Origin of the sequence: Streptomyces sp. JHA26, from assembly GCF_002005565.1 — a bacterium.
Taxonomy (GTDB): domain Bacteria; phylum Actinomycetota; class Actinomycetes; order Streptomycetales; family Streptomycetaceae; genus Streptomyces.
In genome coordinates this window covers 1-23404 of record NZ_BDJC01000085.1, presented here as the reverse complement: position 1 = coordinate 23404, position 23404 = coordinate 1, and the positions used below count along the sequence as shown (strand labels likewise).

19 protein-coding genes and 1 pseudogene are annotated in these 23404 nt (G+C 70.8%); 12 read left to right on the top strand and 8 right to left on the bottom strand.

Translation table 11 applies throughout. The annotated features are described in order from the left end of the window. Window positions 1–113 precede the first annotated feature (113 nt). A complete protein-coding gene (locus JHAT_RS31535) occupies window positions 114–398 on the bottom strand; it encodes a hypothetical protein (protein ID WP_171991149.1) in 285 nt (94 codons plus the stop codon). Window positions 399–519: 121 nt separating this feature from the next. After that, the gene (locus tag JHAT_RS31530; RefSeq protein WP_077801704.1) at window positions 520–786 is read right to left on the bottom strand and encodes a DUF6199 family natural product biosynthesis protein; all 267 of its coding nucleotides are present in this window, start codon (window positions 784–786) and stop codon (window positions 520–522) included. A gap of 474 nt (window positions 787–1260) precedes the next feature. Here JHAT_RS31530 and JHAT_RS31520 point away from each other — a divergent pair, with 474 nt between their 5' ends. The 3 genes from JHAT_RS31520 to JHAT_RS34835 all read left to right on the top strand — a co-directional run bounded on the left by JHAT_RS31520 (window position 1261) and on the right by JHAT_RS34835 (window position 4027). Further along, the gene (locus JHAT_RS31520) at window positions 1261–1668 is read left to right on the top strand and encodes a DUF3224 domain-containing protein (protein WP_043495681.1); all 408 of its coding nucleotides are present in this window, start codon (window positions 1261–1263) and stop codon (window positions 1666–1668) included. 136 nt (window positions 1669–1804) lie between these two features. Then, window positions 1805–3259 (top strand): NF041680 family putative transposase, encoded by a 1455-nt coding sequence (locus tag JHAT_RS31515; protein WP_077801702.1) that lies wholly within the window; start codon window positions 1805–1807, stop codon window positions 3257–3259. Between the two features lie 471 nt (window positions 3260–3730). Continuing rightward, window positions 3731–4027, top strand: coding sequence for a hypothetical protein (locus JHAT_RS34835; RefSeq protein WP_077801701.1), 297 nt, complete (start codon window positions 3731–3733; stop codon window positions 4025–4027). Window positions 4028–4357: 330 nt separating this feature from the next. Here the strand turns inward: JHAT_RS34835 and JHAT_RS31505 are convergent, their stop codons facing one another. The 5 genes from JHAT_RS31505 to JHAT_RS31485 all read right to left on the bottom strand — a co-directional run bounded on the left by JHAT_RS31505 (window position 4358) and on the right by JHAT_RS31485 (window position 11299). After that, entirely contained in the window at window positions 4358–6274 is a 1917-nt protein-coding gene (locus JHAT_RS31505; RefSeq protein ID WP_077801700.1) for a TniQ family protein, read from the bottom strand. Window positions 6275–6277: 3 nt separating this feature from the next. After that, window positions 6278–7567, bottom strand: a complete 1290-nt coding sequence (locus JHAT_RS31500) for a TniB family NTP-binding protein (protein WP_077801699.1) — start codon at window positions 7565–7567, stop codon at window positions 6278–6280. Beyond that, window positions 7564–9852 carry a transposase gene (locus JHAT_RS31495; RefSeq protein WP_077801698.1) on the bottom strand — a complete coding sequence of 763 codons (2289 nt, stop codon included), beginning with the start codon at window positions 9850–9852 and terminating at the stop codon, window positions 7564–7566. The genes JHAT_RS31500 and JHAT_RS31495 overlap by 4 nt, the downstream gene beginning before the upstream one ends. Continuing rightward, window positions 9852–10619 (bottom strand): TnsA-like heteromeric transposase endonuclease subunit, encoded by a 768-nt coding sequence (locus JHAT_RS31490; protein WP_375603602.1) that lies wholly within the window; start codon window positions 10617–10619, stop codon window positions 9852–9854. Before JHAT_RS31490 ends, JHAT_RS31495 begins: the two co-directional genes overlap by 1 nt. Before the next feature lie 155 nt (window positions 10620–10774). Then, window positions 10775–11299: an AAA family ATPase gene (locus JHAT_RS31485; RefSeq protein ID WP_077801696.1), complete on the bottom strand. Its 525-nt coding sequence runs from the start codon at window positions 11297–11299 to the stop codon at window positions 10775–10777. A gap of 289 nt (window positions 11300–11588) precedes the next feature. Here JHAT_RS31485 and tap point away from each other — a divergent pair, with 289 nt between their 5' ends. The 5 genes from tap to JHAT_RS31460 all read left to right on the top strand — a co-directional run bounded on the left by tap (window position 11589) and on the right by JHAT_RS31460 (window position 17859). Then, complete coding sequence (tap, locus tag JHAT_RS31480) at window positions 11589–13727, top strand: telomere-associated protein Tap (RefSeq protein ID WP_077801695.1); 2139 nt, start codon at window positions 11589–11591, stop codon at window positions 13725–13727. 76 nt (window positions 13728–13803) lie between these two features. Beyond that, on the top strand, window positions 13804–14361 hold the full coding sequence (tpg, locus tag JHAT_RS31475) for a telomere-protecting terminal protein Tpg (protein WP_077801694.1): 558 nt from the start codon (window positions 13804–13806) through the stop codon (window positions 14359–14361). A gap of 500 nt (window positions 14362–14861) precedes the next feature. Beyond that, window positions 14862–15974, top strand: a complete 1113-nt coding sequence (locus tag JHAT_RS31470) for a bifunctional DNA primase/polymerase (RefSeq protein ID WP_077801693.1) — start codon at window positions 14862–14864, stop codon at window positions 15972–15974. Continuing rightward, window positions 15971–17482 (top strand): phage/plasmid primase, P4 family, encoded by a 1512-nt coding sequence (locus tag JHAT_RS31465; RefSeq protein WP_077801692.1) that lies wholly within the window; start codon window positions 15971–15973, stop codon window positions 17480–17482. Before JHAT_RS31470 ends, JHAT_RS31465 begins: the two co-directional genes overlap by 4 nt. Further along, on the top strand, window positions 17479–17859 hold the full coding sequence (locus JHAT_RS31460) for a DUF6009 family protein (RefSeq protein ID WP_077801691.1): 381 nt from the start codon (window positions 17479–17481) through the stop codon (window positions 17857–17859). The genes JHAT_RS31465 and JHAT_RS31460 overlap by 4 nt, the downstream gene beginning before the upstream one ends. A 145-nt stretch (window positions 17860–18004) precedes the next feature. Here JHAT_RS31460 and JHAT_RS31455 read toward each other — a convergent pair whose 3' ends face one another. After that, window positions 18005–19951: an acyl-CoA dehydrogenase gene (locus JHAT_RS31455; protein WP_077801690.1), complete on the bottom strand. Its 1947-nt coding sequence runs from the start codon at window positions 19949–19951 to the stop codon at window positions 18005–18007. Between the two features lie 383 nt (window positions 19952–20334). Here JHAT_RS31455 and JHAT_RS31450 point away from each other — a divergent pair, with 383 nt between their 5' ends. From JHAT_RS31450 to JHAT_RS35625, 4 genes and pseudogenes are all read left to right on the top strand, one after another. After that, entirely contained in the window at window positions 20335–21015 is a 681-nt protein-coding gene (locus JHAT_RS31450) for a ScbR family autoregulator-binding transcription factor (protein ID WP_077801689.1), read from the top strand. A 127-nt stretch (window positions 21016–21142) separates the two neighbouring features. Next, on the top strand, window positions 21143–22372 hold the full coding sequence (locus JHAT_RS31445; RefSeq protein WP_077801688.1) for a cytochrome P450: 1230 nt from the start codon (window positions 21143–21145) through the stop codon (window positions 22370–22372). Between the two features lie 556 nt (window positions 22373–22928). Then, complete coding sequence (locus tag JHAT_RS31435) at window positions 22929–23126, top strand: acyl-CoA carboxylase subunit epsilon (protein WP_077801686.1); 198 nt, start codon at window positions 22929–22931, stop codon at window positions 23124–23126. Window positions 23127–23242: 116 nt separating this feature from the next. Continuing rightward, window positions 23243–23404, top strand: a pseudogene (locus JHAT_RS35625) (methylmalonyl-CoA carboxyltransferase); the annotation flags it as partial.

The following is a 23404-nucleotide window of genomic DNA, read 5'->3' as shown; positions in this document are numbered from 1 at the left end:
AGTGTCAACGTGAAGCCCGGCGAGCTCCCGGCCCCGCGAGGCTGATCGGGTCGCGGGTCCGGCGGGTCAGCCCCCGGTGCTCCGCCGTCTACATGCCGGGGCGGCCGAGGCGGTCAGGTGGACGGGCGGCCGGTGATGGCCGGCAGGGTCGTTGTCCTGATCCGGCGGTAGGTCCTGAAGCCGTGCACGGCCAACGCTGTCCAGATGACGGTACTGACCAGAGGCCACCACAGATCCCATCCCTGATCGCCCTGGATGAGATTGACGGCCCAGTTCACCGCCCAGCCGGCCGCGAGGACAAGTGCTGCCCACCTGGCCCACCGCCAGATCCGCATCGTTCCCCGGGCACGGGTTTCCTGTGAGCTCTGCTCGTCCTGTCGAAGTCGTGTGCCGTCCATGCTTATCCGCCTACCCTCTGCCCGTCCCTTGCCTCCCGGCCCCTGGGAGAGGGACGAAAACGGGCGGCCTCACCGGCTTCGGAGATACTCCGAGGAGGGCTGGGGAGGGACTGGCTCGTAGTCAGATGTTCTGAATGAGCATCCATGTGGCGACTGCCAAGAAGAGCACCCCGGTCGCTCTTTGCATCGCGTACCCCTTGTTGGTGGGTTCGGTCGCGTCGGGGTTCTTCACCCAACCACGCTGGAGGCGGCTGTTTGCCCGCCAGAGCAGTTGAGGGCGTATGACCTGGACCAGGCCCATGATCAGGAAAAGGCACAGGAGCAAGATGATGGCCGGGTTGGTGCCGCTGTCTTCGGAGGAGGCCTGCACGATGACATCGTGATTCATGGACTTTCGGGTTCCCTGACGCGAACTCAGGAAACGAGCAGGGGACCCAGAGCTTCGTGATTCGTTCTGTTTTGCAGACAGGCTCTGGAACTGCTCTGGGGCAGCGTTCTGGGCACCCTGGAACGCGCACATCAGGCTGGCTTTCCAGGGTGGGATCTGGTCATTGTGGACGAGGCATGCTCACCAGTCGGGCGTTCGGCGGGTCGGCGAAGCTGCTGGAGGCGCTGCGGACGCACGACACGAGGGTGGTGGAGCAGTTCGCCGAGCCCCAGGCGCCCAGCCGGGCGAGGGGCGTGCAGGGTCGCAGCGGGGAGGGCGCGGAGGAGACCGGCAGCGACCCAAGTGACCCGGGGATCCGGTCGTCGGTGCCGGCCCAGCAGCTCCTGAGCTTGTTCTTTATGGTTCTGTCGCCTCCCGACGCCGGGGGCCTATGGTCCAGCCGCGTTTGTCAGACCGCCTCGGTACGGTCGGCGCATGAGAGCTACGGCAACTTTCACTGTCAAAGCGTTTGTCCCGACTGAGCTGAAGCCCGAGCCTGCCGTGTCTACTGGACTCCCGGTAGGTGTCGCGACGATGGAGAAGCACTTCGAGGGAGAGGTCGTGGGACGCTCGGCGACCCTGTTCACTGCCGCGTTCGACCAGTCGACCAGCGTCGGCACCTATGTGGCCATGGAGTCGTTCGAAGGCTCGATGCAGGGACGGCAGGGGTCCTTCAACTTCGTGCACTCGGCGACAACATCCGGCAGCGACCGCACAGCGGAGTTCTTCACCATCGTGCCTTCAAGCGGCACCGGCGAGCTGGCCGGGATCTCCGGGGCCGGAGGGATGGCCGTTGATGCTGACGGCACGCATCGCATCTGGTTCGACTACCAGCTCGGCTAAACGGCGGCTCTTGTCGGCTTCGAACTAGCCCGAACATGATCGCCTGAATGAGGATTCCGGGGACGTGAACACGGCCTTCGTCTGATCCTGTGCTCCGACCAAAGACGCACCTGACCAGCACGAAGGCCGTGGGGAAATGAGTCTGCAGCAACCTGGCATCCAGCGGGAGCCGTTCGCGGTGGCGTCACGCTTCCGGGAGGACTTCTTCGACTGTCTGGCCGCGCGCGGGGACGAGTTGTTCGAGCTGGTCGACGCGTTGCTGTGCGCGGACGGTCCGGTGACTTCGCCGGTGGATCTGACGCTGGTGGCCGAGCACCGGCGTGGGCACGGCGCGATGTACGAGGCGTTGAACCACGGGAGCGTGGACGTGCCCCGGCTGCGGCAGGTGCTGGCGGGGCTGCCGATGCCGCGGGCCGCCGACGGGCGCCTGGTCCTGGCGGTCGACGTCACCAACTGGCTCCGCCCTGACGCGCCGACCAGCGCGGACCGCCTGTTCTGCCACGTCTACGGCCGCAGCGGCCGGTCCTCGGACCAGTTCGTCCCCGGCTGGCCCTACTCGTTCGTCGCCGCCCTCGAATCGGGCCGGACGTTCTGGTGCCAGCTCCTGGACGCCGTTCGTCTTGGGCCCGAGGACGACGTCGCCGAGGTCACCGCCGTCCAGCTCCGCCGGGTGGTCACGGACCTGATCGAGATGGGCCGCTGGCACATCGGGGACCGCGACATCCTCGTCGTCTTCGACGCCGGCTACGACGCCCCACGCATGGCTCATCTCCTCGACGCCCTCCCGGTCGAGGTGCTGGGGCGGATGCGCTCCGACCGCGTGATGCGACGGCAGACGCCCTCGCGCAAGGAGTACGCCCTGGCCTATCCCCAGGGCGGGCGACCGCCGAAGCACGGCAAGGAGTTCCGCTTCGCCAAGTCGGACACCTGGGGCGAGCCGGACGCCGCGACCGCGCAGGTCACCGACCGCTACGGCACCGCCCGCGCCATGGCCTGGGACCGCATCCATCCTCGTCTGACCACCCGCTCCGCGTGGATCGATCACACCGGCGAACTCCCCATCATCGAAGGCACGTCGATCCGCCTGGAGGTCGACCGCCTGCCTGGCGGAGGCGACCCGCTTCCGCTCTGGCTCTGGTCGTCTGCCACTGGCCTGACTGGCGAGGACGTCGACGTGCGCTGGCAGGCGTTCCTGAGGAGGTTCGACATCGAGCATCTCTTCAGGCTGATGAAACAGACCCTCGGGTGGACCCGCCCGAAGCTGCGAACCCCCGAGGCCGGCGAACGCTGGACCTGGCTGATCATCGCGGCGCACCCCCAGATCCGCCCTCTGCGCGGGGCCGCCGCCGACTTGCGGCGGCCGTGGGAGAAGCCCGCCGAGCTTGGCCGGCTCACCCCGGCCCGGGTCCGCCGAGGGTTCAGGAACCTCCGCCCGAACCTGCCGTGTCCGGCCCGTCCGCCGAAACCCAACCGGCCCGGCCCCGGCAGGCCCCTTGGCTCGAAGAACCGGTACCCCGCCACCCGCTACGACGTGGGCAAAGCGGTCAGACGACCCGAGACCATCGCCAAGCGTGACCAGTTCAGGCCATAAAAGACAAGCTGAGAGGCTGTTTCGTCGCGTCGGTGTCTCGCCAGATCTTCGGGCGTCTGGGACAGTCCCGGCCCGTCCACGCCCTGCGGCACCCTGCCGAAAGGACGGCGTCCCGTCCCTGGAAACCGGTGCTGACCTGCATGGACGACTCGGGACTGTCCCAGACGCCGTCATGCGTTGCCCATCGTCGGCCGCACCCGGCACGCTCTTGCCACCGACCGGCCCACCCGGAACGGCGTCAGGCGCCGAAACGCATCCGGGTCAGCCGCGTCTCCTCTCGCCCGGTCTCCACGAACGCGGCGAGCAGCCGTCCGCACGGCCCGCCCCGAGGCACCGGCCCGGGGTCACCTCACCCACTCATTCCTTGAGGGAGCATCCGCATGTCCGCTGTCCCCCCACCGCAAGGCCCGGCCGCTGATCATCGCCGTACTCGCCGGCGGTCTGCTTGCCGGCGCCGTCGCCGGCACCTCCGTGACCGACGTGTTCACCACCGCCTCCTCGCAGAGCGACGCGGCCGACCAGGTCGCCCTCGCCGGTACGAACGCCAGGAGCGGGGACACGTGCCGGCCCGTCGACCGCGTCACGCCCGTCCTGATCCGCGAGGGCTGGAACAGCGCCCCGGAGAAGACCACCTGGCGTAACGGCGCCTCCACCCAGCAGCAGCACCAGTTCACGTTCACCCAGACCTACTCCGCCCGCGGCATGCTCACCGGTCGGCCGCCCATCCCGCGATGCCGTCCGCGGGCTCCTGCGGCAGCGCGAGGGTGATGTGGTCCCTCTCGAAGTCTCCAGGTGCGAGGCTCACGCCGCGGACCGGTGCCGCGATCCGGGACCACGCTGGAAATCCCGGCTCGGTGCCGGTACGCGGCCAACCGTCGAACTCGTGCGGTTCCCCCACCCCGGACCCTGCGGTTTTCGCAGGGTCCGGGGTGTCCCGCACCGTTGCCCCGACCGCATCGACCGCATCTGGCTGACAGTTCTGTGACCGAGAATCGTAGTTGGCGGGTGATGCTCTCTTCGGTGCAGGTCGCCGGCAGGTGGAGGGAACTGGTTGGCGGATCTTGAGGGCGATAGCTGGCGGGCCGGGATCCGTCTTAGTCACGATGCGTGACTGATGGTGGCGATCACCTGTCTGGCGTGTTCCTCGAGGGCCGTGCAGAGCCAGGAGGCGGGGACGGGCGGTTCTTTCGATTCCCAGCGCCTGAGCTTCGTCAGGTGCGGCATGTCCAGCGAGAGTGTCCGGTCGTGGGGCCGCATCGGTGGCTGGAAGACTGGGGCGAGGGCGAACTCGCTTCCCGTGATGTAGCTCCAGACGAAGGCGGATGCGCACTCTCGGGTGTGCTCGTTCGGCTTCCGGCCTCGGCCTGGAGGCCGTTGTCGGCAGAGCTCGTCCCATGTCCTGTCGTCGATGGACCAGCGGGAGAACTGCATGCGGCGGGCCCGGTAATCGACCTTCTCCTGGCCGAGGACGTGCTGCGCCAAGAGTCGCAGCGTGGCCGGCAAGTCTCCGTTCTTGAGGTCGCGACGGGGATCCAGTGGCTTGATCCGCAGACGGTTCTGCGTGGTCCAGGACGTGGGGATGCCGAGGAACGCGGCTGCTTCCAGGAAGTTCATATCGCTGATCGCCTGGACCAGGTGGACGGGCAGAACGCGCCGGAGTCGGTAGCTGGTGAGGTCCCGCTCGGCGTCCTTCAGGGTGGCGGCAAGCAGCCAGGAGCCGGGGAGACACTGCGGGATGTGCTCAGGAGCGATCCCGAGATCCGTGAGGGTGTTGGTGGGGGCGAAGACCTTCTGGGTTGTGTTCGCCCTGGAGGCCCTCAGTGTCGGGGCTCCCTGCCGGATCCAGTCGGCGGAGAGCCTGTGCCGGTAGACCTGGTCGATCCGGCGCCGGAGCGAGGGAGAAGCCTGGTGAGCGAGCATGTGCCAGGTCCTGCCCCAGCGGAGATCGTCGCGGGTGGGAAGATTCCGCAGCAGTTGGGGCAGCGCGCTGCGCGGTCCGGAGGAATCCTGAGCGAGCAGGTGGTAGGCCGCAAAGAGGAGACCGGCGGTCGCGATGCTGTCCCCCGGTGGTGCGCTCCAGACGGTTTCGGGTGGAGAGCCGGCGCTTTCGGCCGCTGGGCCGGGGCCGTGACCATCCTGCTGCTGCGGTGCGAGATGCGCTTCCAGAATGGCCCGGGTCGCGGCGGGGGCGAGTTCGGCCGCGACGGGCCAGCCCGCCTGGATCAGGGAGATGGCGACCTGGAGATCGGCGAATCGCTGGGAGGCGAGCTCTGCGGGCTCGTCACTGTCCAGGAGGTCCAGAAGGACGGTCTGCAGGTCCGCGAGTTCCGGGGTCAGGGCCGCGGCGGCGGGCTCGGCGCCGTCGAGGCGGTGACCGCAGACTTCACCCCGCTTGCCAGAACCGTCTAGCCAGTTGCGGCACTGCGCGGGGTGAAGCCTCGGCGCGTTGGCGGCGGGCAGCAACGTCAAGGGGCTCCCGGATCTGCCGCTGAGCGCGGGCAGCCGGCAGCGCGGGCACTCGCTGCGAAGGAAGGTCCAGTGATCAAGGCAGGCGAAGGTGACAGCCAGCCGCCACTGTCGCTTCCAGGGCCCGCCATGGGCAGACTGGATCGGCGTTCCATCGCCTGCGAGACAGGCCGGGCAGTAGCGTGAATGGTTCATCAGCAACCAGGGCTGAGACAGTCTGCGGGGGCGAGGAATGCTTCCCGGGCGGACCAGTGCCTGGGCAAGGGCGGGGTAGCGGTCGGCGTAGGACCTGAGCGTCAGCGCGTCGGCGTCCGCGGTGGTCATCCGGGTCACTTCGGCGAAGGCGTGCAGGCGAGCCGGCTGCATCATCAGCAGATTCGCCGCTGAGACCCTGGCATGGGGATCATCTGGGGGGATCAGCGTGACTCGCCGTGCCAACTGGTGCGGAGTCAGGTCAAGACGGTGAGTCAGGCGGAGAAGGAAGCCGGGCAGGCTTTCGTCGGGCAGGGGCTCAAGGCTCCTGGGCAGCGGGGCTTGGGCCGCGGGCATGGGTCAGCCCGTCCTGTCTTCGGCGGCGCGTGGTCCTTGATCGTCGAACACGGTGTTGCGAGGCCGGCGTTTCGCGCCGGAGGTCCGGCGGGCGGCGGGCGCAGGGGGCGGGGAACTGGGTTCGTCGGGGGCGTCGGTCATCTCTTCCCGGCGCAGGACGATCTCGTCGAGCAGGTCCTCGTCGAGGACCTCTCTGCCGCTGTCCATCGCTTCCTGGGCGCCGTCCTCGATGAGCCGCCCGAGCAGTCCGACGACGCCGCCGGTGCGGCGCATCAGGTATTCCGGCATGGTGCCGTCGGTGAGCATGCCCCGCGTCGCGTTCAGCAGCCGCAGGTGCTGCTCGATGCCGTCCAGGTGGTTGACGAACGCCTGGATCTGCTTCGGCGTGGTGTAGCGGAAGCGGTCGAGTTCGATGAGCTCGAAGCGGTGCTCTGTCTGCGTGATCTCCAGGCCGTGGATGCGGGTCGACTCCAGCGGTGGCATCTCCCACTGCCCGGTCCGCTTGTTCCACTTGGACTCGCGCAGCAGCCCGATGCCGGGGATGTTGACGGCGGTCAGGATCAGGGTGACGTCCAGACTCATGAAGGCCCGGATCAGGTCGAGGACGTCCTGGTCGTCGGCCCGGTGCATCCGCAGCCGGCTGACATCGTCCAGGATCATCGCCTTGACGCCGTGGTCGTGCAGCGAGTCGGCGACCTGCCGTACCAATTCCGGGAGGGTCGCCGATTTGCGCATCTCGGCGCGGAAGAAGCCCAGGATGGAGGCGCAAAGGCTCTTCGGTGACGCCGTCACCGGCGTCGAGACATAGACGACCGGCGCGTGGATGTCGCGGGTGCCCGGCAGAGTCCCGGGCTTGAGGTAGCTGTGCATCTGCAGCCAGTGGTCCTCGAAGACGGCCGCGGTCGAGCAGACCGATGCCGTCTTGCCGTAGTTGCCCCAGCCGCTGACCATGACGCCGGCGCGCGTCGGGTCGTCCTGCTTCATCGTGTTCCCGCGCAGCCGGCGCCGGATCAGCCTGCCGACCTTGTCGTGCATGGGGGTGTCCTGCAGCGGGAGGTTCGCGTTCGTCAGGTGGCGAAAGAGGTCGTAGTCCGCGCGGCGGCTCTCCGGGGTCGTCCTCCACTGCTGCGGCGAGATCGCCGGAGCGGGAAGGAGCAGGCCGCGGCGGGATCGGTAGCTCTGCCAGCCGACGTAGGTGTCGCGCGGCGGGTGCCCGCCCAGGATCAACTCGGCGATCCTGGCTCGTGAGGGCAGGCCCTCCAGCGGATCACCGTGGGAGAGGGCTCGGGTCATGCGCCGTCCTCCCGGACAGTCGTCTCGGCGTCCGCGTCGTCGCGCGGCAAAGGCAGGAACATGTGCCGCCGGTTCAGGGCCTCGTGCAGCGTCGGCGGAGCCAGGGGCCGGGTGCCGGCGAGTGCTTCTTCCCGTCGTCGGCGGCGGTCGGTGTCGACCGCCCGGTCGATCATGCGGGCGTGCTCGGCCCAGGCGGCAGGCATCCGGGCCGCAGACGGCTCGTCCGCGGGGGCGGGCGCGGTGGGGCGGTCGGCCGCCGCGGTCTGCGCGCGAGCGATCTCACGGGCCTGGGCGACGCGCCGCTTCTTCCCGGCCTTCTTCTCGGCCTGGCTGGGCCATTGGTCGACGGGGGTGACCGAGCCGAGGATCTCCAGCAGATGCTCCAGGAGCTCGCTCTCGGAGTGGATCCTGATCTTGTTCGCCTTCACGTGTCCCAGGAGAGCGTCGGCGGTCTTGTCGGAGAAGGCGGGAATCTCGCCTTCGGGCGGCAGTCCTCGCCAGCGCAGGATGTGCCAGGTCTCGTGGTCGGCAGGATCCTGGAAGAACACCTGCCGGCGGTCCCTGCGGTCACTGCGGACCACCCACTGGCCCGCGTGTTTGCCGCCTCGGGCGGAGGGCTGCTGGAAGCGCGGCTCGTCGAGGACGGGGTGGTGATACCAAAGTCCGAGGATCTTCACCCCGCGACGGGGGTGGATCTTCACGTGGTGCTTGCGCAGGACCTTGTAGTAGAAGCTCGGTTCGGGGAAGTCCAGGTCGAAGCCGCCCTGTTCCATCGCCGCGGCGAACAGGGTGTTGGGGCTGTGGTCCTCACCCGGTGCCCAGCTTGGGGCGTATTCGCCTAGTTTGCGGTTCTGCCAGATCTGGACGATCCAGGTCGCGATGAGGTGCTCGGCCTGCGCGAGTGTCAGGCTCGCGTCTCGTTCCGGGTCGGCCCCGCGGTCGGCGACGTCGCCGCCGGTGAAGCCCAGCAGGTGCTCGAAGAGCATGGTCTGGATCGTGAGGAACTGGCGCTCGACCGCGAACTTGTCGCTCTGCCGCAGCACCCGGGCGGGCAGGATCCGGCAGCCGATCTCCCGCTCGGCCTCCACCAGGTCGTGGTTCTTGTAGGGGCCGCCGTGGTCGGTGGTGACCGTCTCCGGGGCGAAGAACGGCAGGGCGGCGACCTTGTGCCCGGTGAACTCGGCGATCACGTCGGCCGGGACCCCGGCGTAGGGCCATTCCATGTCCTCGCCCCAGCCCTCCCGCATCGGAAGGGGCAGCATCACGTCCCGCAGCAGCATCGCGACGTCGACCGAGGTGTCGGACTGCAGCGTCAGCCGGAAGGCCGGCAGCCCGTGCGTGTAGAGATCGAGCGCGAGAGTCAGCGTCGCGGTGACCGCGTCGCCGAACACGGTCTCGCGCAGCTTCACCGGCATCGGGGTCGAGTCCAGCACCAGGACCTGGCCCGGCCGGTGGACCACCATCCGGCCCGAAACACCGGCCTCCGCGGCGGCCTGCGCCGTCCGTCCGTAGCGTGGCCGGGCGCCTCCGGGCCCGAACCACTCCTTCCAGACGTCCGCGAACGTCCAACGGGAAGGGATCTTCTCGGCCGGAAACGCCGGAAACCGCTCGCGCATGTACTGGTGCATCAACCGGTGCCGGGCGGCCAGACTCAGGCGGGCGCGTTCCCCGCACTCGGCCTTGACCGCGAAGATCGCCTCACGGACCTCCTCGGTGACGCTGCGGTGGCCACTGCGTCGCCGGGTCCAGCGTCCGTCCGCGCAGGCCAGCAGGAGACTGTCGCCCGCGAGTCCCGACAGACGCTCCAGCGTCCGGAAACTGAGGTGCTGCAGACCGAGCCGGACCGCCTCTGGACGGGGCATCGCCTTCATCTCCGCCGCCTTCGCGTGCCGCCGCTGGGTCAGCGTCGTGCGGTCCGGGTCGTAAGCCGGGCGAGGCTCTCCGGGCAGGGCCCGAGCCGGGTGCCCCTCCCGGAACCCCGTCTCGGCCTCCAGCACATGCGCAGCCCGCAGCCGGGCCCGCTCCAGCTGGTCCTCGGTCAGGTCGGCCAGTGTCCTCGGCTGCCGGGAGACCGGCGCCGGCCGCCCAGGCGCTTCGGCCGGCGGAAGGAGTCGCAGGTCGGCGTGGTTGATGAGCCAGCGGAACGAGCGGGTCTCAGCGTGACCGCCGCCATCCACGAGCACGAGCCGGCCGAGCTGGCCGTGGACATCCTCCACCGTCCACTCGACACCGTTGAGCGCGACCCGCCTGCCCGGCGCGACCTGCAAAAACCCCCTCGCCGCCATCACACCCCCCAGATCAGCGAGTTGTCGCGCAAGGGACTGCCCAGATCAACGCCGAGCTCGCGCTGCCAGAGCAGCCGGACGATGTTGGCCCGGCCGACGGACGGCACGCTGGTCGCGTCCGCCAACGTGGAGAACGTCATCACGCGTCCCTCCCGGCCGCTGATGATCGTGAGCAGTTGGTCCCGCATGCCCAGCAGATCCCTCGCTGGCCGACGGCGCGAGGACAAGTGATCAAGGACACTCCAGACATGCGGGCACCAGCCCGCGACCACCGAGTACCGCCAGCCGCATGCCGCCGCCACCTCCCTGGCCGCCGCGAACTTCAGCGCGTCCTCGTCCTTGATCAGCTCCATAGGACGCACGTCCATCAGCCACATCCCGCCGCCGATCACGGCCAGGAAGTCCGGGATGTGCCAGGCCTGCCCGCCCACGTACTCGAAGTCCAGCCGGAACGGCTGCGACAGCACCTCCGACGCCCTCAGGAAGTCCAGCGCGACCAGCAGCCGCATCTCCTCCAACGACTCGAAGCCGTGCTTCCGGCCCGTCGACGCCATCACCTCCAGCCCGGGCCGATGCCGCTGCTTCGCCCGCCACGTGAACCCCCGCATCGGCCGCGACGACAGCACCGGAACATGAGCCATATCCCGGATCGGCCAGCAGACTTCCCCGGCACCCACCCGCCATGTCGAGCTCCACCGACGCGACCAGCCGTCCCCGAGCCGCAGCCGATCCCTCAGCCGGGCATCCCCGTCGTACTCCGTGACCAACTGGTCCAGGTGACTTGAATCCGATCGGATCCTTGCCCTTGCTACCTCGCCCACTCACACAGCACAGCACCATCCGACCGGCAACGGGGACCGTTCTTCGGAACTGATCACAACTGCGACTTTTCGGGGCAGATGACAGAGCGTGGGGGCGGACCTCAATTCTTGACGGCCTCCGCGATCTGCTGGGCGGCCTGGGCGGGCGTGAGGTGCGTGGTGTCGACGACCTCGGCCTCGCCGTGTAGCCACGAGCGGGCCGCCTCGGCGTAGGGCTCAAGGTACTTGAGACGGAACGGGGAGTTGGGGCCAAGAACGGTGTCGCCCGCGATGCGCCTGCGGAGGGTGTCCTGGTCGGCATGGAGGACGAAGTGCCGAACCGGAATCCCATGCTGGGCAAGGCCCGAGCTGATCTCGCGCCAGTACTCCTCGACCAATACAGTCATGGGCATCACCAGAGTGCCGCCGGCGTAGTCGAGTACGCGGCGAGCGGTCTCGACTACGAGTGGCCGCCACGGCGGCCAGTGCTGGAAGTTGTCCGTCGCGGGCAGTCCCGGCGTGATGTCCATGAGTGTCTCGCCGACCTTCTCGGCGTCGAACACCCGCGAATCCGGGATCAGCTGCTGCACAAGTGCACTGGTCGTCGTCTTGCCTGCGCCGTGGGTGCCGTTGAGCCATACGATCATGGGCCGACGCTACCGCTGCGCGGTCCGCAGGAACGGTCGGAGCGGAATTCAGGTACGGCTGAGGCGCTTCTCTGGAGGCGTCAACCACCAAGATCGGGTGTCACCCATCCTAACAAGTCGCAACACAGCGTTACGAGACCAAGATCCGCCAACTAGCGTGCTCATCCGCCAACTAAAACTCTCCGTCGCAAGTTCGAGAACACGCAGGTCACTTAATTGTTTTGGGTTACATGGAAGAGTTAAATGAGCGGGTTAAGAATGCTAGGGTCCGGGGAGGAGGGAGACCTGTATGGCATCCGAGGAAGAGCTGTTCGCGAACATCGACGCGCTGCTGGAGGAGGAGCCGCAGCTCCCGCCCCCGGCGGAGCGTGCCCGCCTGCGCGAGGCCGCCGGCATCACCCAGGCCCGTCTCGCGAGCGCGCTGAAGACGACGACGCAGAGCGTGAAGAACTGGGAGAACGGGCGCTCCGAGCCTCGCACGCCCAGGCTGGAGGCGTACCAGCGGCTGCTGAAGGGCTGGGCCGCGAAGTACCCCGTGCACGGCTTCCCCGCCGCGACGGCCGAGCCCTCCTCGACGGCCGCTCCGGCCGTCGTGCCGCAGCCGGTGACGTCCACCGGACCCGCCGCGTCCGCCGCCGCGCCCGGAGCGGGGACCGCCGCGCCCGCGAGGCTCCCCGCCGCAGCGACCGCGCCCGAGCGGCCCGCCGCGCGTCCTGCGGTGTCACGGCGCCCGGCGGCGGGGAAGGCGGCGCGGCCCGCGGCCGATCCGCGGTTCCCGCACGGCCCGCTCGCGGTGCTGGACGGTGACGGCTGCGCGTACGGCGTCGACGGGATCGTGCTCGACTGCCCGGCGACCACCGTCCCGGAGCTGGTGGAGTGGACGCTGCGCGAGTCCGGCCTCGGTGCGCCCAGGCTCCACCGCCACGGCAAGGACTCCGACCCGCTGATCGTGCTCACCGCCGCGGCCGCCGTGAAGCTCGGGCTGCCCGAGCGCCTGGAGGGCCACGAGCAGCGCCGCTCCCTGCGCCTGCCGGAGGACCACCCGGTGGTCAGGCAGGTGACGAGGGCGAAGTGGCGGCTCACCCGGCGCGGGTTCGGCCCGTGGGCGCGGATCTACCGCAAGGTCCAGGGGCGCGAGCGGCAGTGCGTGCAGCTGGCGGTCCTTTCGTGGGACGCCCTCGACGAGCGGTCCTGGCCGGGCGTGAGCGGGATGGAGCCGGCCGAGATCGCCCGTGTCCTCGGCGTCTACGCCCGGCGGGTCATCACCCCGCGCGGATCGACGGCGGTCTCCGGGCTGGAGCTGATGACGGCGCTGCGGCCGCCCACGAGGCCGGAGCGCGACGAGGAGAGCGGGAACTGGGTGTCCGCCCACAATCCGGGTTCGCTGGGCACGGAGCCGATGGACCCGGCGCCGCCGGAGGCCACCCCGGAGCACCCCGTCGTCGTGAACTCCGGCTGGAGCGGCGGCTTCCTCGACGAGGAGGCGTACCAGTGGGTGCGGCCGGTGGACCTGCTCACCGACGAGGAGTGCATGCTGCCCTACGCGGTCGGTCTGGACCTGAACACGGCGTTCCTCGCGGCCGCGTCCCGCCTGGTGGTCGGCCTGTCCGCGCCCGACCACTTCCACGCCCCGAGGTTCAACCCGAAGATCCCCGGCTCCTGGCTGGTCGACCTCTCCGGCATCGAGCTGGACCCGCGTCTGCCCAGCCCGTTCACCCCGGACGGCGCCCGCCCCACCGGCCCGGCCTGGTACCAGACGCACACCGTCGCCTACGCCCAGGAACTCGGGTACGACGTGCACCCGATCGAGGCGTACCTGCGCCGCGAGACCGGCGCCTACCTGGACCCGTGGCACGAGCGGCTCAAGAACGCCTACGTCGACACCCTCGCCGACCTCGGCGTCACCCGGGACCTGTCCGACACGGAGTTCCTCGCCGCGATGGAGCGGCACAAGCAGGCCGATCCGGCCATGGCCGCCGTGCTGGCCGCCGTCAAGGCGACCGTGAAGGGCGGCATCGGCAAGCTCCGGGAGCGCCCGCAGGGCAGGACCTACAAGGACGGGGACCGGTGGCCGGCCCTGGAACGCCCGACCTGGCGCCCCGACATCCGCGCCGCCGTCATCAGCAGGGCCCGGGTCAACATGCACCGCAAGCTCGCCAACATGGCGAAGATGACGGGCCGGTACCCGCTCGCCGTGCTGTCCGACTGCGTCGTCTACCCGAGCCCCGGTGACAGCCCGCTCGCCTTCCTTCCGTACGCGGCCTCCGGCAAGCCCCAGCCCGGGGGGTTCCGGCTCGGCCCCACCCCGGGCCTGGCGAAGCCGGAGGGCGTCCGGTCGATGCTGTGGGCGGTCGATCTGATGGAGAAGGGCCTCAACCCGGCCCGCCACATCAAGGGCGGGGACGCCGTCCTCGACGAGGGCGAGTGAGGCCGCGACCACCGACACCGGCACGACGCCGTTGCGGACGGCGGCCGGGACCCCGCCTTCGAAGGGAGCTGAAACCGTGGGAGAGATCGAGGACGCCATCGAGCGTGCCGACCGGGAGGCCTTCACCCGGGAACCGCCGAAGACACTGAAGGCGCAGATCGGTTACCTGATCAGGCAGTTGGGCAGCGCGAAGGCCGTGGCCCGGGAGATCGGCGTCACCGCCGACTCCGTGAACCGCTACCGGCGCGGCGCCCGCAGGCACGCCCGCGCCGACGTCGCCGCGAGGATCGACGAGGCGGTACGGCGGCGGTGGCAGCCGCAGGTACGCCGGCGCCGGCGTCGGCAGGCCGCCACCACCGGTGGGATCACGGTGGAGACCAGGGCCCGGTTCGGCTACACCGCGCCGGTCGGCACGACCGACGACGGACGGTTCCGGCGGCTCACCGTGCACCTCCCCCCGGACTACGCCCGCCGCCTGTTCGAGGCCCGCGAGGCGGGGGCCGGCGACCGGCAGCTGCGCGGGATCATCGCCGAGGGGTTCAAGGAGGTGTACTTCCAGGACGGCGGCGGTCGCGCCGCGGACCTCTCGGACGTCGCCATCAACGACATCGACTACCTGGATCTCGGCTACTGAACCCGGGAGGGGGGCGGGGAAGGCCCGCTCCAGGGGCGCTGCAGAGCCGCTCGAGAGGTCCTACGGATCCGGGCGACCGGCGAGCAGCTACCCGGAAAGCGTCGGTCGCTGCTCGGTCGCTCGGGCAAAAGGCCAGCTCAGGGGCATTTTTGACGGGGTGGCAGCGACTGAAGCGACTCTAGGCCCGGTATATCAGGACATTCGCGTGTGCGCGTGTGTGCGGGCGCGTGCGCGCGTGTGGGCTTCATATATAGGGACCTTGAGTCGCTTCAGTCGCTGCCTGGACTGTCACAGGGCTCTGACCTGCGGTTTCATCGAGCGTTCGAGGCAGCGACCGCAAGCCGCCCCGGTCGCTGCGGGGATGCTTCGGTCGCTCGTCGCCTCCGGGACGTGGAACCGGCCGGAGAACCGGTTATTCGCACAGAGTTCCCCTTTCGTCACCGACGCTTCGCTAGTCTGTGTCCGTCGTTGAGTCGCTTCGGTCGCTGACGGGGGAACACATGACCGATGAGCTGCGGGCTTCACGCAGCGACTCACCGCCGGCCGCTGCTGTCACCGCCGGCGTCACGCGGTCCCTGGCCGTCGCACGCTGGTGTGCCGGGCGCGGGTGGCCGGTCCACCCGCTCGCCCCGGGACGCAAGACGCCCGTGGCCAACTGCGCGGCCTGCCGTGAACCCGGGCACACCCACCGGGGGTGTCGCTGTCTGGCCCTGGGACGCTGGTGCCACGGGTTCCGGGCCGCCACCCTGGACTTCGACCGGATCGAGCGGTGGTGGGGCGCCCACCCGGAGTTCGGTGTCGGGGTCGCGTGCGGCCCGGCCGGTCTGGTCGTCATCGACATCGACGCCCACGCACGCCGGCTGCCCGCGCGCGACCGGCTGCTGCCCGGTATCGACATCGCCGACACGGTGGACCTGACGGGGCTCGCCAACGGCTTCCACACGCTGGCGGTGCTCGCCGTCCTGCGGGGCGCCGCCTCGCCCGCCGAGGACGAGTCGACCCTGCGGGTGCGTACGCCCTCCGGCGGCCTGCACGTCTGGTACCGGGCCGTGGGCGGGCACCGGTGGCAGTGTTCCTCCGGTTCCGGCGCCGGGCGCGCACTGGCCTGGCAGGTCGACGTGCGGGCGCACGGCGGCTATGTCGTCGCCCCCGGCACCGTGACCGGGGCGGGGACGTACGAGGCGGTGGGCGAGGTGCGGGAGTCCGCGCCGCTGCCGGCCTGGCTGGCTCGGGAACTGGAGCGCACCGGGCACCTGCCGCCCGTCCACGTGCCCGCGCCCCGGCCGGTCCCCCCGCGGGCCCGGCAGGCCGTACTGGCCGCCGGTGGCGGACTCGGAGCCGCGGGCCGGGTCCTGGCCGGACTGCTGGCCGAGGTCGCCGCGTGCGGCGCCGTACCCGAAGGAGCGGCGTTCACCGAGAAGCTCAACCGGGCCGCCTACACCGCCGGCGGACTCGTCGCCGCCGGGCTGCTGGCCGAGCAGGAGGCGGAGCGGGCGCTGCGGGAGGCGGCCGAGCAGGCCCGGCCGGGCCGGCAGCGGCGCTACGGCTCCGTCATCCGCGGCGGGCTGAGCGCGGGGCTCAGCCGCCCGCTGTCCCTGGGAGGCCGGTCGTGACCCGAGGCCGTGACAACGCCCTCTTCGACCCGCGCGCCGTCGCCGTGCAGATCCTGGCCCAGGGCCCGCCCAGGCCCCGCCCCGCGGACGAGGAGCAGGACCCGCCCGGCGCGGGCGGCACGGCCACCGCCGACGGGCTGCTGCCCGACACCCTCAGCGACCGGGGCAACGCCAAACTGTTCGTCAAGCTCTACGCCGACGACTACCGGTACGTGCCGGGGCTCGGCTGGTTCCGCTGGGACAGCACCCGCTGGCAGATCGACGAGGACGACACCGTGCTGTGGGCCGCGGGCGACCTGGCCGAGGCCCTCGCCACCACCGACCCGCGCGGACTGCACAGCACGGACGCGCTCCGGCAGCACCGGCGCCGGGCCCTGAGCACCAGCGGGCTCAACGCGATGCTCGCCCAGGCCAAGTCGGCGCCCGCCATGGTGCTCAACGCGGCGCTGCTGGACGCCGACCCGTACGCGCTGTGCACGCCCGGCGGGATCGTCGACCTGCGGACCGGGCTGATGCGGGTGCCCGACCAGAGCAAGGACTTCCACTCCCGTTCCACCACGGCCACGCCCGAGCCGGTGCCCACGCCCCGCTGGGAGCGCTTCCTCACCGACACCTTCGGCGAGGGCCCGGCGGGCGCGGAGATGATCGACTTCCTGCACCTGCTGCTCGGCTACTCCATCACCGGGGACGTCGGCGCGCAGGTGATGCCGTTCCTGTTCGGTTCCGGCAAGAACGGCAAGTCGGTGCTGCTGGACGTGGTGATGAAGCTCGTCGGCGACTACGCGGACGCCGCGCCGCCCGGGTTCCTGATGGCCCGCCCCTACGAGGGCCACCCCACCGACCTGGCCGAACTGCACGGGCGCCGGGTCATCGTGTGCAGCGAGGTCAGGCCGGGGGACCGGTTCGACGAGGCGCGGGTGAAACTGCTGACCGGCGGGGACCGGATCAAGGCCCGGCGGATGCGGCAGGACTTCTTCGGCTTCCGGCCCACCCACAAGCTGTGGCTGCTGGGCAACCACCGCCCCGAGGTGGGGACGGGCGGCTTCGCCTTCTGGCGGCGGATGCGGCTGATCCCGTTCGAGCGGGTCGTGCCGGACCACCGCAAGGTGGACAACCTGGCGGACATCCTCGTCACCGAGGAGGGGCCCGGCATCCTCAACTGGCTCATCACGGGGGCACGGCGCTACCTGAGCGGGGAGAAGGACCTGCTGGGGCCGGAGCGGGTGCGCATCGCCACCACGGCGTACGCGGAGACCGAGGACCACATAGGGCGCTTCCTCGGTGAGTCCTGCCGGCTGGAGCCGGGGCTGAGGGCGGAACAGGCCGGTCTGTATGCGGCGTACAGGGCGTGGTGCCAGAATGAGGGGGCTCCGGCCGTCTCGTCCCGGGCCTTCGCGTCACGGGTCCGCGAGGTGCTGGGGCTGGCGTCTCCCAAGGAGATGATCCTGTCCAACCAGCGCAAGTACTACCCGGGCATCGGATTGACCGCCGACGAGGAGACAGCATGAGCGCCCTCATCGCCGAGGACGAGATAGTCCACGAGGTCGGCCTGGTCTGGCTCGAGGACATCGGCCGGCTGGACTACGTCCGCCAGAGCCTGGACCGGCTGCCGACCCGCCGGGGCCGGCCGGCCTACCACCGCGACGGCCGTATGGTCGGCTACGCGCTGCTCGGCCCCGAGGCCAAGCCGTCCCGTTCGTCGGGGACCTTCCGCCGGCGGGTGTTCTGGCTGCTGCCGCACGACCGGGACACGGCGCCCGACGGCCTGTACGCCTCGGGCACGCCGGCCGAGGCCGTCGATCCGCGCACGCTGGCGCCCGGCAGCAAGGGGCGCAAGACCGAGCGGTCGGAGGGCGAGCCGCGCCCGGCGCGGTCGTACGGGTGAACCGGCGGGCCGTCGCGCCGGGACGTCCCGGCAGGACCGTCCGGCAGGCCCCGTGTGCGCCGGGCCCGGCGTCCGGTCCGCACCGGCGTCTCGGTCCGGGCGGGGGCGCGGTCGCCCCCGGCCGGACCGGTCCGGGCGGCAGGTCTCAGTCGGTGATGCCGGCGTAGTCGGCGAGGGGGACGCTGCCGCTGTTGGCGATGGGCACCCCGGCCAGGTACGCCTCCGGCAGGTCGAAGGCGTCCACCAGCGTCATCATGTGCGGCGCGAGGCCGGCCACCACCCCGTCCAGGGCGAAGGGCAGGGCCCGGACCTGCTCGATACTCATGTGACCGTCCGCGAGCAGGTCACCGGTGTGCGGACCGAGCCGGGTGAGCAGGAACAGCCGGCACAGGCCGTCCAGCAGGTCGCGGGCCCCGGTCTGCGCGGCCCGGTCCACCGCGTCGAGGTAGGCGTCGGCCGCGCGCACCGCGGCGTGCACCGACACCATCTCCAGGGCGGCCGAGGAGGCGTTGTTCCAGCGGCCGATCGGGTCCTTGGAGGGGCCCTGGCGCAGCGACGCGCGGGCCCGGGTCTGCCATATGGACTCCGCGCGGGCCAGCAGGTGGCGCAGGAAGCGGATGTCGTCCAGCCGGTCGGCGTGTCCGGCCGGGGAGGGCGGGGCGTCCCGGCCGTCGGTGTCCCCGTGGAAGACCAGCTCGGCGGCCGCCTTCGCCCAGATCACCAGGTTGTCCCCCTCGGCGGTGATCGTCCCCTCGATGTAGTCGGGGAAGCCTGCCAGGCCGTTGACCTCGAACAGGCCCTGTGCGCCGCACCGTTCGCGGCACTCGGCCGCGATGGCGCGGGCCTGCCAGGTGATCCAGCCCTTGGCGACGGCCACCTCGCGCTCCGCGTCCGCCCGGTCGGCCTCGGTGTGCCGGGCCCAGCGGGCGGTGACCGCCCGGTGCAGGAACGTCATGCCGTACGCCGTGGACAGTGCCTTCAGCAGCCTGCCGTGGTGGGTGCGGTAGGAGTTGACGGGGACGCGGTCGCCCGCCCGCGGGCCGCTGACGTGGCGGTGCTCGCCGTAGCGGACGGCGACGGACAGTGCGGCCCGGGAGGCCCCGACCGCCGCGGCGCTCATGCACAGCTTGCCCACGGTGACCCGCCCGATCGAGCGCAGGAACCGCTTGCGGTGGTTGCCCAGCGTGCTGGTGAGGGCGCCGCTGTCGTCGAGCCGGCCGTGCTCCGCCTCCAGCAGGGCCTCCCGGGGCAGGCGCACCCGGTCGAAGGCGGTCAGGCAGTGGTCGACGGGCGCGCCGGGGCGCACGGGCAGCCGGCGCACCCTGACGCCCGGCAGCAGCCCGCGCTCGTCGCTGAGCGGGGTGAGGAAGAGGAAGACGCCCTGGTCCCGGCCGTCGGCGACGAGGCGGGCGGCGACCACGGCGGACTTCGGTCCGCCCGTGGTGCTGGTGTTGGGCATGAACTTCTGGGCGCCGGGGTGCGGGGTGTGCAGGACGAACCCCCCCGTGTCCGGGTCGAACTCGGCGGTGGTCTGCAGCGCGAAGCTGTCGTTGCCGTGTTCCAGCTCGGTGCACAGAAACGTTCCGGTGCGCCGCATGGACGTGAACGGTGACAGGTCGCGCCGGCCGTCGTCGCCGTGGTCCAGGAGGCTGCCCAGGAACAGGTTGTAGTGGATGCTCGCGACCGTGCACAGGCCCCCGCCGCCGTCCACGATCGCGGCCCACTCGTGCAGGCCGGCCAGCAGGTGCGGATCGTGCGCCAGCCGCTCGGCGTCGCCCACGGTGTCGTTGACCAGGCGGAGGCGTTCGTAGGACCGGGTCACCTGCTCGGCGGGTGAGAGGCCCGGACGGTGGCGGAACGTTTCGTTGGCGATGAGCCGGCGCCAGGGGGCGTGGACGCGGTGGCGCTCGCCGTCCTGGTCGAAGAGGAGGCGGGCCAGCTCCTGGGCGGGGGTGGGAGCGGGTGCTGCGAAGCGGCCCGGCGTCAGTCCCCCGGTCAGGAGCCGGTCGTCCGGGAGACGCTGCTCCGGGAGGACCACCCTGCCGCCTGTCGCTGTGGAGTGTTTCTCGGGCTGGACTGTCAGAAGGACCATGGCCCTCTCCCCGTAGTCGCAGATCCAGAAGACGTGCTGTGCGGTGGGGCAAGAAGATACGGACCTACCGGTTTTCTTACAAGTCATCAGTGAGCAAAGAGTGACTGGACATGTACAAGTTCTCCACCAGTTCTCTCCCGCCGCGATAGCGGAATGCCCGATTCAGGCGGGAAGAGGTCCGGTATATGCAGCCGTCATAGAGGCGGATCGGAGTGAACAGAAACCGCCCACAGGGTTTCTTTGGCCGCTCAGAGCCTCGAGAAGCGCCCCCCATCACCACATTCGGGACATCTCGCGGGCCGCTTGAACCTCCCTTGAGTCGATGGGAGGATACGAACCTGCCGGTTTCTTTTGAGTGTTCTTCCTGCAAGCGGAGGTGGACCGTGGCGTTGCAAGAACGCGCGATCAGGACACGCCATTCGATCCTGGTCGCCGCCGCCGCGGTCTTCGCCGAGGTCGGGTACGAGGCGGCGACGATCTCGGAGATCCACCAGCGGGCCAACGTCACCAAGGGAGCGCTGTACTTCCACTTCTCCTCCAAGGAGGAGCTGGCCCAGGAGGTGCTGGCCGACCAGCTCGGCTCCATGCCGCAGCCGCCCCCGCAGGAGCTGGTCCTCCAGGAGGGCCTGGACGCCACCTTCCTGCTCTCCCACATGCTCGTGCTGGGCGACCCCCTGGTGCGCGGCAGCATCAGGCTCACCGTCGAGCAGGGAGCCCCGCAGGACGGCCTGGACCGGAGGATCCCGATGGCGGGCTGGATCGAGCACAACGTCGCGCTGCTGACCCGGGCCAAGGAGAACGGCGAGGTCCTGCCCCACGTCGACATCCAGGACACCGCGCAGGTGTTCGTGGGGGCCTTCACCGGGGCCCAGATCCTGTCGAAGATCATGACGGGGCACGCCGACCTCGCGGAACGCGTGGCCTCCATCGAGCGGCACCTGATGTCGAGCATCGCGGTACCGGCCGTGCTCATCCAGCTCGACATGGCGCCGGACCGCGGCGCCCGCGTGTACGAGCAGGCCATGAAACTGCGTCAGGAGGCCGAAGCACTGCTCGTCGAATGACGGAAGGCCGAGCCCCCGCCGGGCAGGCCCCGGCCGACCGGGACGACCGGAACGACGCGGCGCGGGCCGGGCGCGTACGGACATGTCGGAACACACACTGGGCAAGACCCATCGAGGGGAAGTGCCGATGAGAACGACAGCCTGTCCTCACGCCCTGGACGTGGCGGGGCGAGACCTCGCCGCGGAGGCGGCGATGCTGCGGAGCCAGGGGCCCGCGGTGCAGGTGGAACTGCCGGGCGGGGTCCTCGCCTGGGCGGTGGTGGCGCAGGAGCACGTCGAGCGGCTGCTCACGGACCGCCGTGTCTCCCGTGACGCCCGCAAGCACTGGCCCGCGTTCATCTCCGGCGAGATAACCCAGGAGTGGCCGCTGTACCCGTGGGCGGCCAACGAGAACATGCTCTTCTCCTACGGGGAGGACCACGCGCGGCTGCGCCGGCTGATCGCCGGGGCCTTCACCGCGCGGCGGTCGCAGGACCAGCGGCCCAAGGTCGCGCGGATCGCGGCGGAACTCCTCGACGACCTGGCCCGCGTGCCGGCCGGAACCCCGGTCGACCTGCGCACCTCCTACGCCGACCTGCTGCCGCTGCGGGTCATCTGCGAGCTGTACGGGGTGCCCCGGGGCGCCGCCACGGACGAACTGAGCGCCGCCCTGCACACGGTCTTCTGCAGCACCCTCGCCGCCGAGGAGGTGGCCGCCGCGCGCCTGCGCGCCTACGAGCTGCTCACCGAGCTGGTCAGGGCCAAGCGCGAGGAGCCCGGTGACGACCTGACCACCTCGCTGATCGAGGCGCGGGACGAGGAGGACCGCCTCTCCGAGGACGAACTGCTCGGCACCCTCTTCATGATGATCGCCGCGGGTCAGGACACCACCTCCGTCCTGATCACCAACGCCGTCGCCGCGCTGCTGACGAACCCCGAGCAGCTGGAGCACGTACGCGCCGGCCGTGCCGACTGGGGCGACGTCGTCGACGAGACCATGCGCGTGCACACGCCCCCCGCGTTCGCGCCCCTGCGGTACGCCGTCGAGGACATCGACCTGGACGGCGTGCTGATCAAGCGGGGCGACGCCATCATCGTCGCGTTCCACGGGGGAGGCCTGGAGCCGGAGCGGCACGGGCCGGACGCCGCCCGCTTCGACCTGCTGCGAGAGCGGCGTGGCGGCCACCTCGGCTTCGGTCACGGCACGCACCGGTGCCTCGGGGCCCCGCTCGCCGAGATCGAGGCCGGCGTCGCCTTCGCCGAGCTCTTCGGGCGGTTCCCGGACCTGAAGCTGGCCTGCGCGCCGGCCGACCTCCAGCCGATGCCCACCTTCATGCTCCACGGGTACCGCTCGCTGCCGGTACTGCTCGGCTCCTGACGTCCGCGGCGGCGAGTGGCGCGCACCCGGTGCGCGCCACTCGCCGCTGCCGTCAGGACACCCGGAACCGGGCCGTCGTGCCCATCGCGGCGTGGCCCGTCGGACGACAGGGGCAGAGGCAGGTCCCGCGACAGGTGCCGGACGTCGCCCGGATCCTCACCGCCTCGCCCGGCATCACCGTGCGGTGCGCGGGGTCGTGGAACCGCAGGGGGCGTGCGGCTGCCGGTCGGGACAGGTGGACACACGCCGTCCCCCCGGCGTGTTGGTGTGCATCGGTGGACCGTCGTGCTGCTCGGTCACCGAGGCGCCGCGCGGGTGCACGGAGGCGGGCGCGGTGAGGGCGTTGTCCCGCACGGTCGGGACCGGGCGGCCGTGCTTCTCGCGCGTCGGCGCAGGTCACCGGGTGTCTCCGGACGGGTGCCCGTGCGCCGGGCGGGGGCGGGGCCGTCAGGCCGGGGTGCAGCGGTGGGCCGACGTTTCTCGACCGGGCCGAGAGCGGCTCTTGAGCGGGGTGGCCGACGGTTGCGGGGAGTTCCGACGAGGGGGGAGCCGGCCGATGAGCAGCACGGACGCCGTACTTCGAGTGGAACGGGGCCGGGCCACGCCGGAGGAGCTGGCCGCGGTCACCGTCGTGCTGGTCTCGATGCTGGCCGCGCAGGGCCCGGGCACCGATCCCGAGCAGGCGCCCGAGCTCCCGTCGTGGAGCCCTGAACGGGCCCTCGATGCCTACCGCTCCCCCTACAACTGGCAGTAGATCCGGGGAGTTCCTGCCCTGGTACATTCGTGTGCGCGCCAGCAACAAACCGGCACAGCGGTTTGTTGTCCGTTGAAGGAACGGCGTCGGCCGCACCGCGAGGAGGGAGTTGTCCAGTGACGGTCATCAATGACGATCCTCGGGTCTCCGCGGAGCCGGCGACCACGCGCGAGCGTGTGGCCGAGCTGGGGATGGTACGGGCGGAGGCGCTGGCCGGGCCGAGCGAGAAGGCGACGGCGGCGCAGCACGCCAAGGGCAAGCTGACGGCGCGTGAGCGT

Bases quoted from the DNA above. Each gene is read 5' to 3' on its own strand.
- tap (WP_077801695.1), top strand. From the start codon at position 11,589: ATGGCATCCGAGGAAGAGCTGTTCGCGAACATCGACGCGCTGCTGGAG.
- JHAT_RS31520 (WP_043495681.1), top strand. From the start codon at position 1,261: ATGAGAGCTACGGCAACTTTCACTGTCAAAGCGTTTGTCCCGACTGAG.
- JHAT_RS31470 (WP_077801693.1), top strand. From the start codon at position 14,862: ATGACCGATGAGCTGCGGGCTTCACGCAGCGACTCACCGCCGGCCGCT.
- JHAT_RS31435 (WP_077801686.1), top strand. From the start codon at position 22,929: ATGAGCAGCACGGACGCCGTACTTCGAGTGGAACGGGGCCGGGCCACG.
- JHAT_RS31535 (WP_171991149.1), bottom strand. From the start codon at position 398: ATGGACGGCACACGACTTCGACAGGACGAGCAGAGCTCACAGGAAACC.
- JHAT_RS31505 (WP_077801700.1), bottom strand. From the start codon at position 6,274: ATGCCCGCGGCCCAAGCCCCGCTGCCCAGGAGCCTTGAGCCCCTGCCC.
- JHAT_RS31500 (WP_077801699.1), bottom strand. From the start codon at position 7,567: ATGACCCGAGCCCTCTCCCACGGTGATCCGCTGGAGGGCCTGCCCTCA.
- JHAT_RS31460 (WP_077801691.1), top strand. From the start codon at position 17,479: ATGAGCGCCCTCATCGCCGAGGACGAGATAGTCCACGAGGTCGGCCTG.
- JHAT_RS31485 (WP_077801696.1), bottom strand. From the start codon at position 11,299: ATGATCGTATGGCTCAACGGCACCCACGGCGCAGGCAAGACGACGACC.
- JHAT_RS31445 (WP_077801688.1), top strand. From the start codon at position 21,143: ATGAGAACGACAGCCTGTCCTCACGCCCTGGACGTGGCGGGGCGAGAC.
- JHAT_RS31515 (WP_077801702.1), top strand. From the start codon at position 1,805: ATGAGTCTGCAGCAACCTGGCATCCAGCGGGAGCCGTTCGCGGTGGCG.
- JHAT_RS31455 (WP_077801690.1), bottom strand. From the start codon at position 19,951: ATGGTCCTTCTGACAGTCCAGCCCGAGAAACACTCCACAGCGACAGGC.
- JHAT_RS31495 (WP_077801698.1), bottom strand. From the start codon at position 9,852: ATGGCGGCGAGGGGGTTTTTGCAGGTCGCGCCGGGCAGGCGGGTCGCG.
- JHAT_RS31530 (WP_077801704.1), bottom strand. From the start codon at position 786: ATGAATCACGATGTCATCGTGCAGGCCTCCTCCGAAGACAGCGGCACC.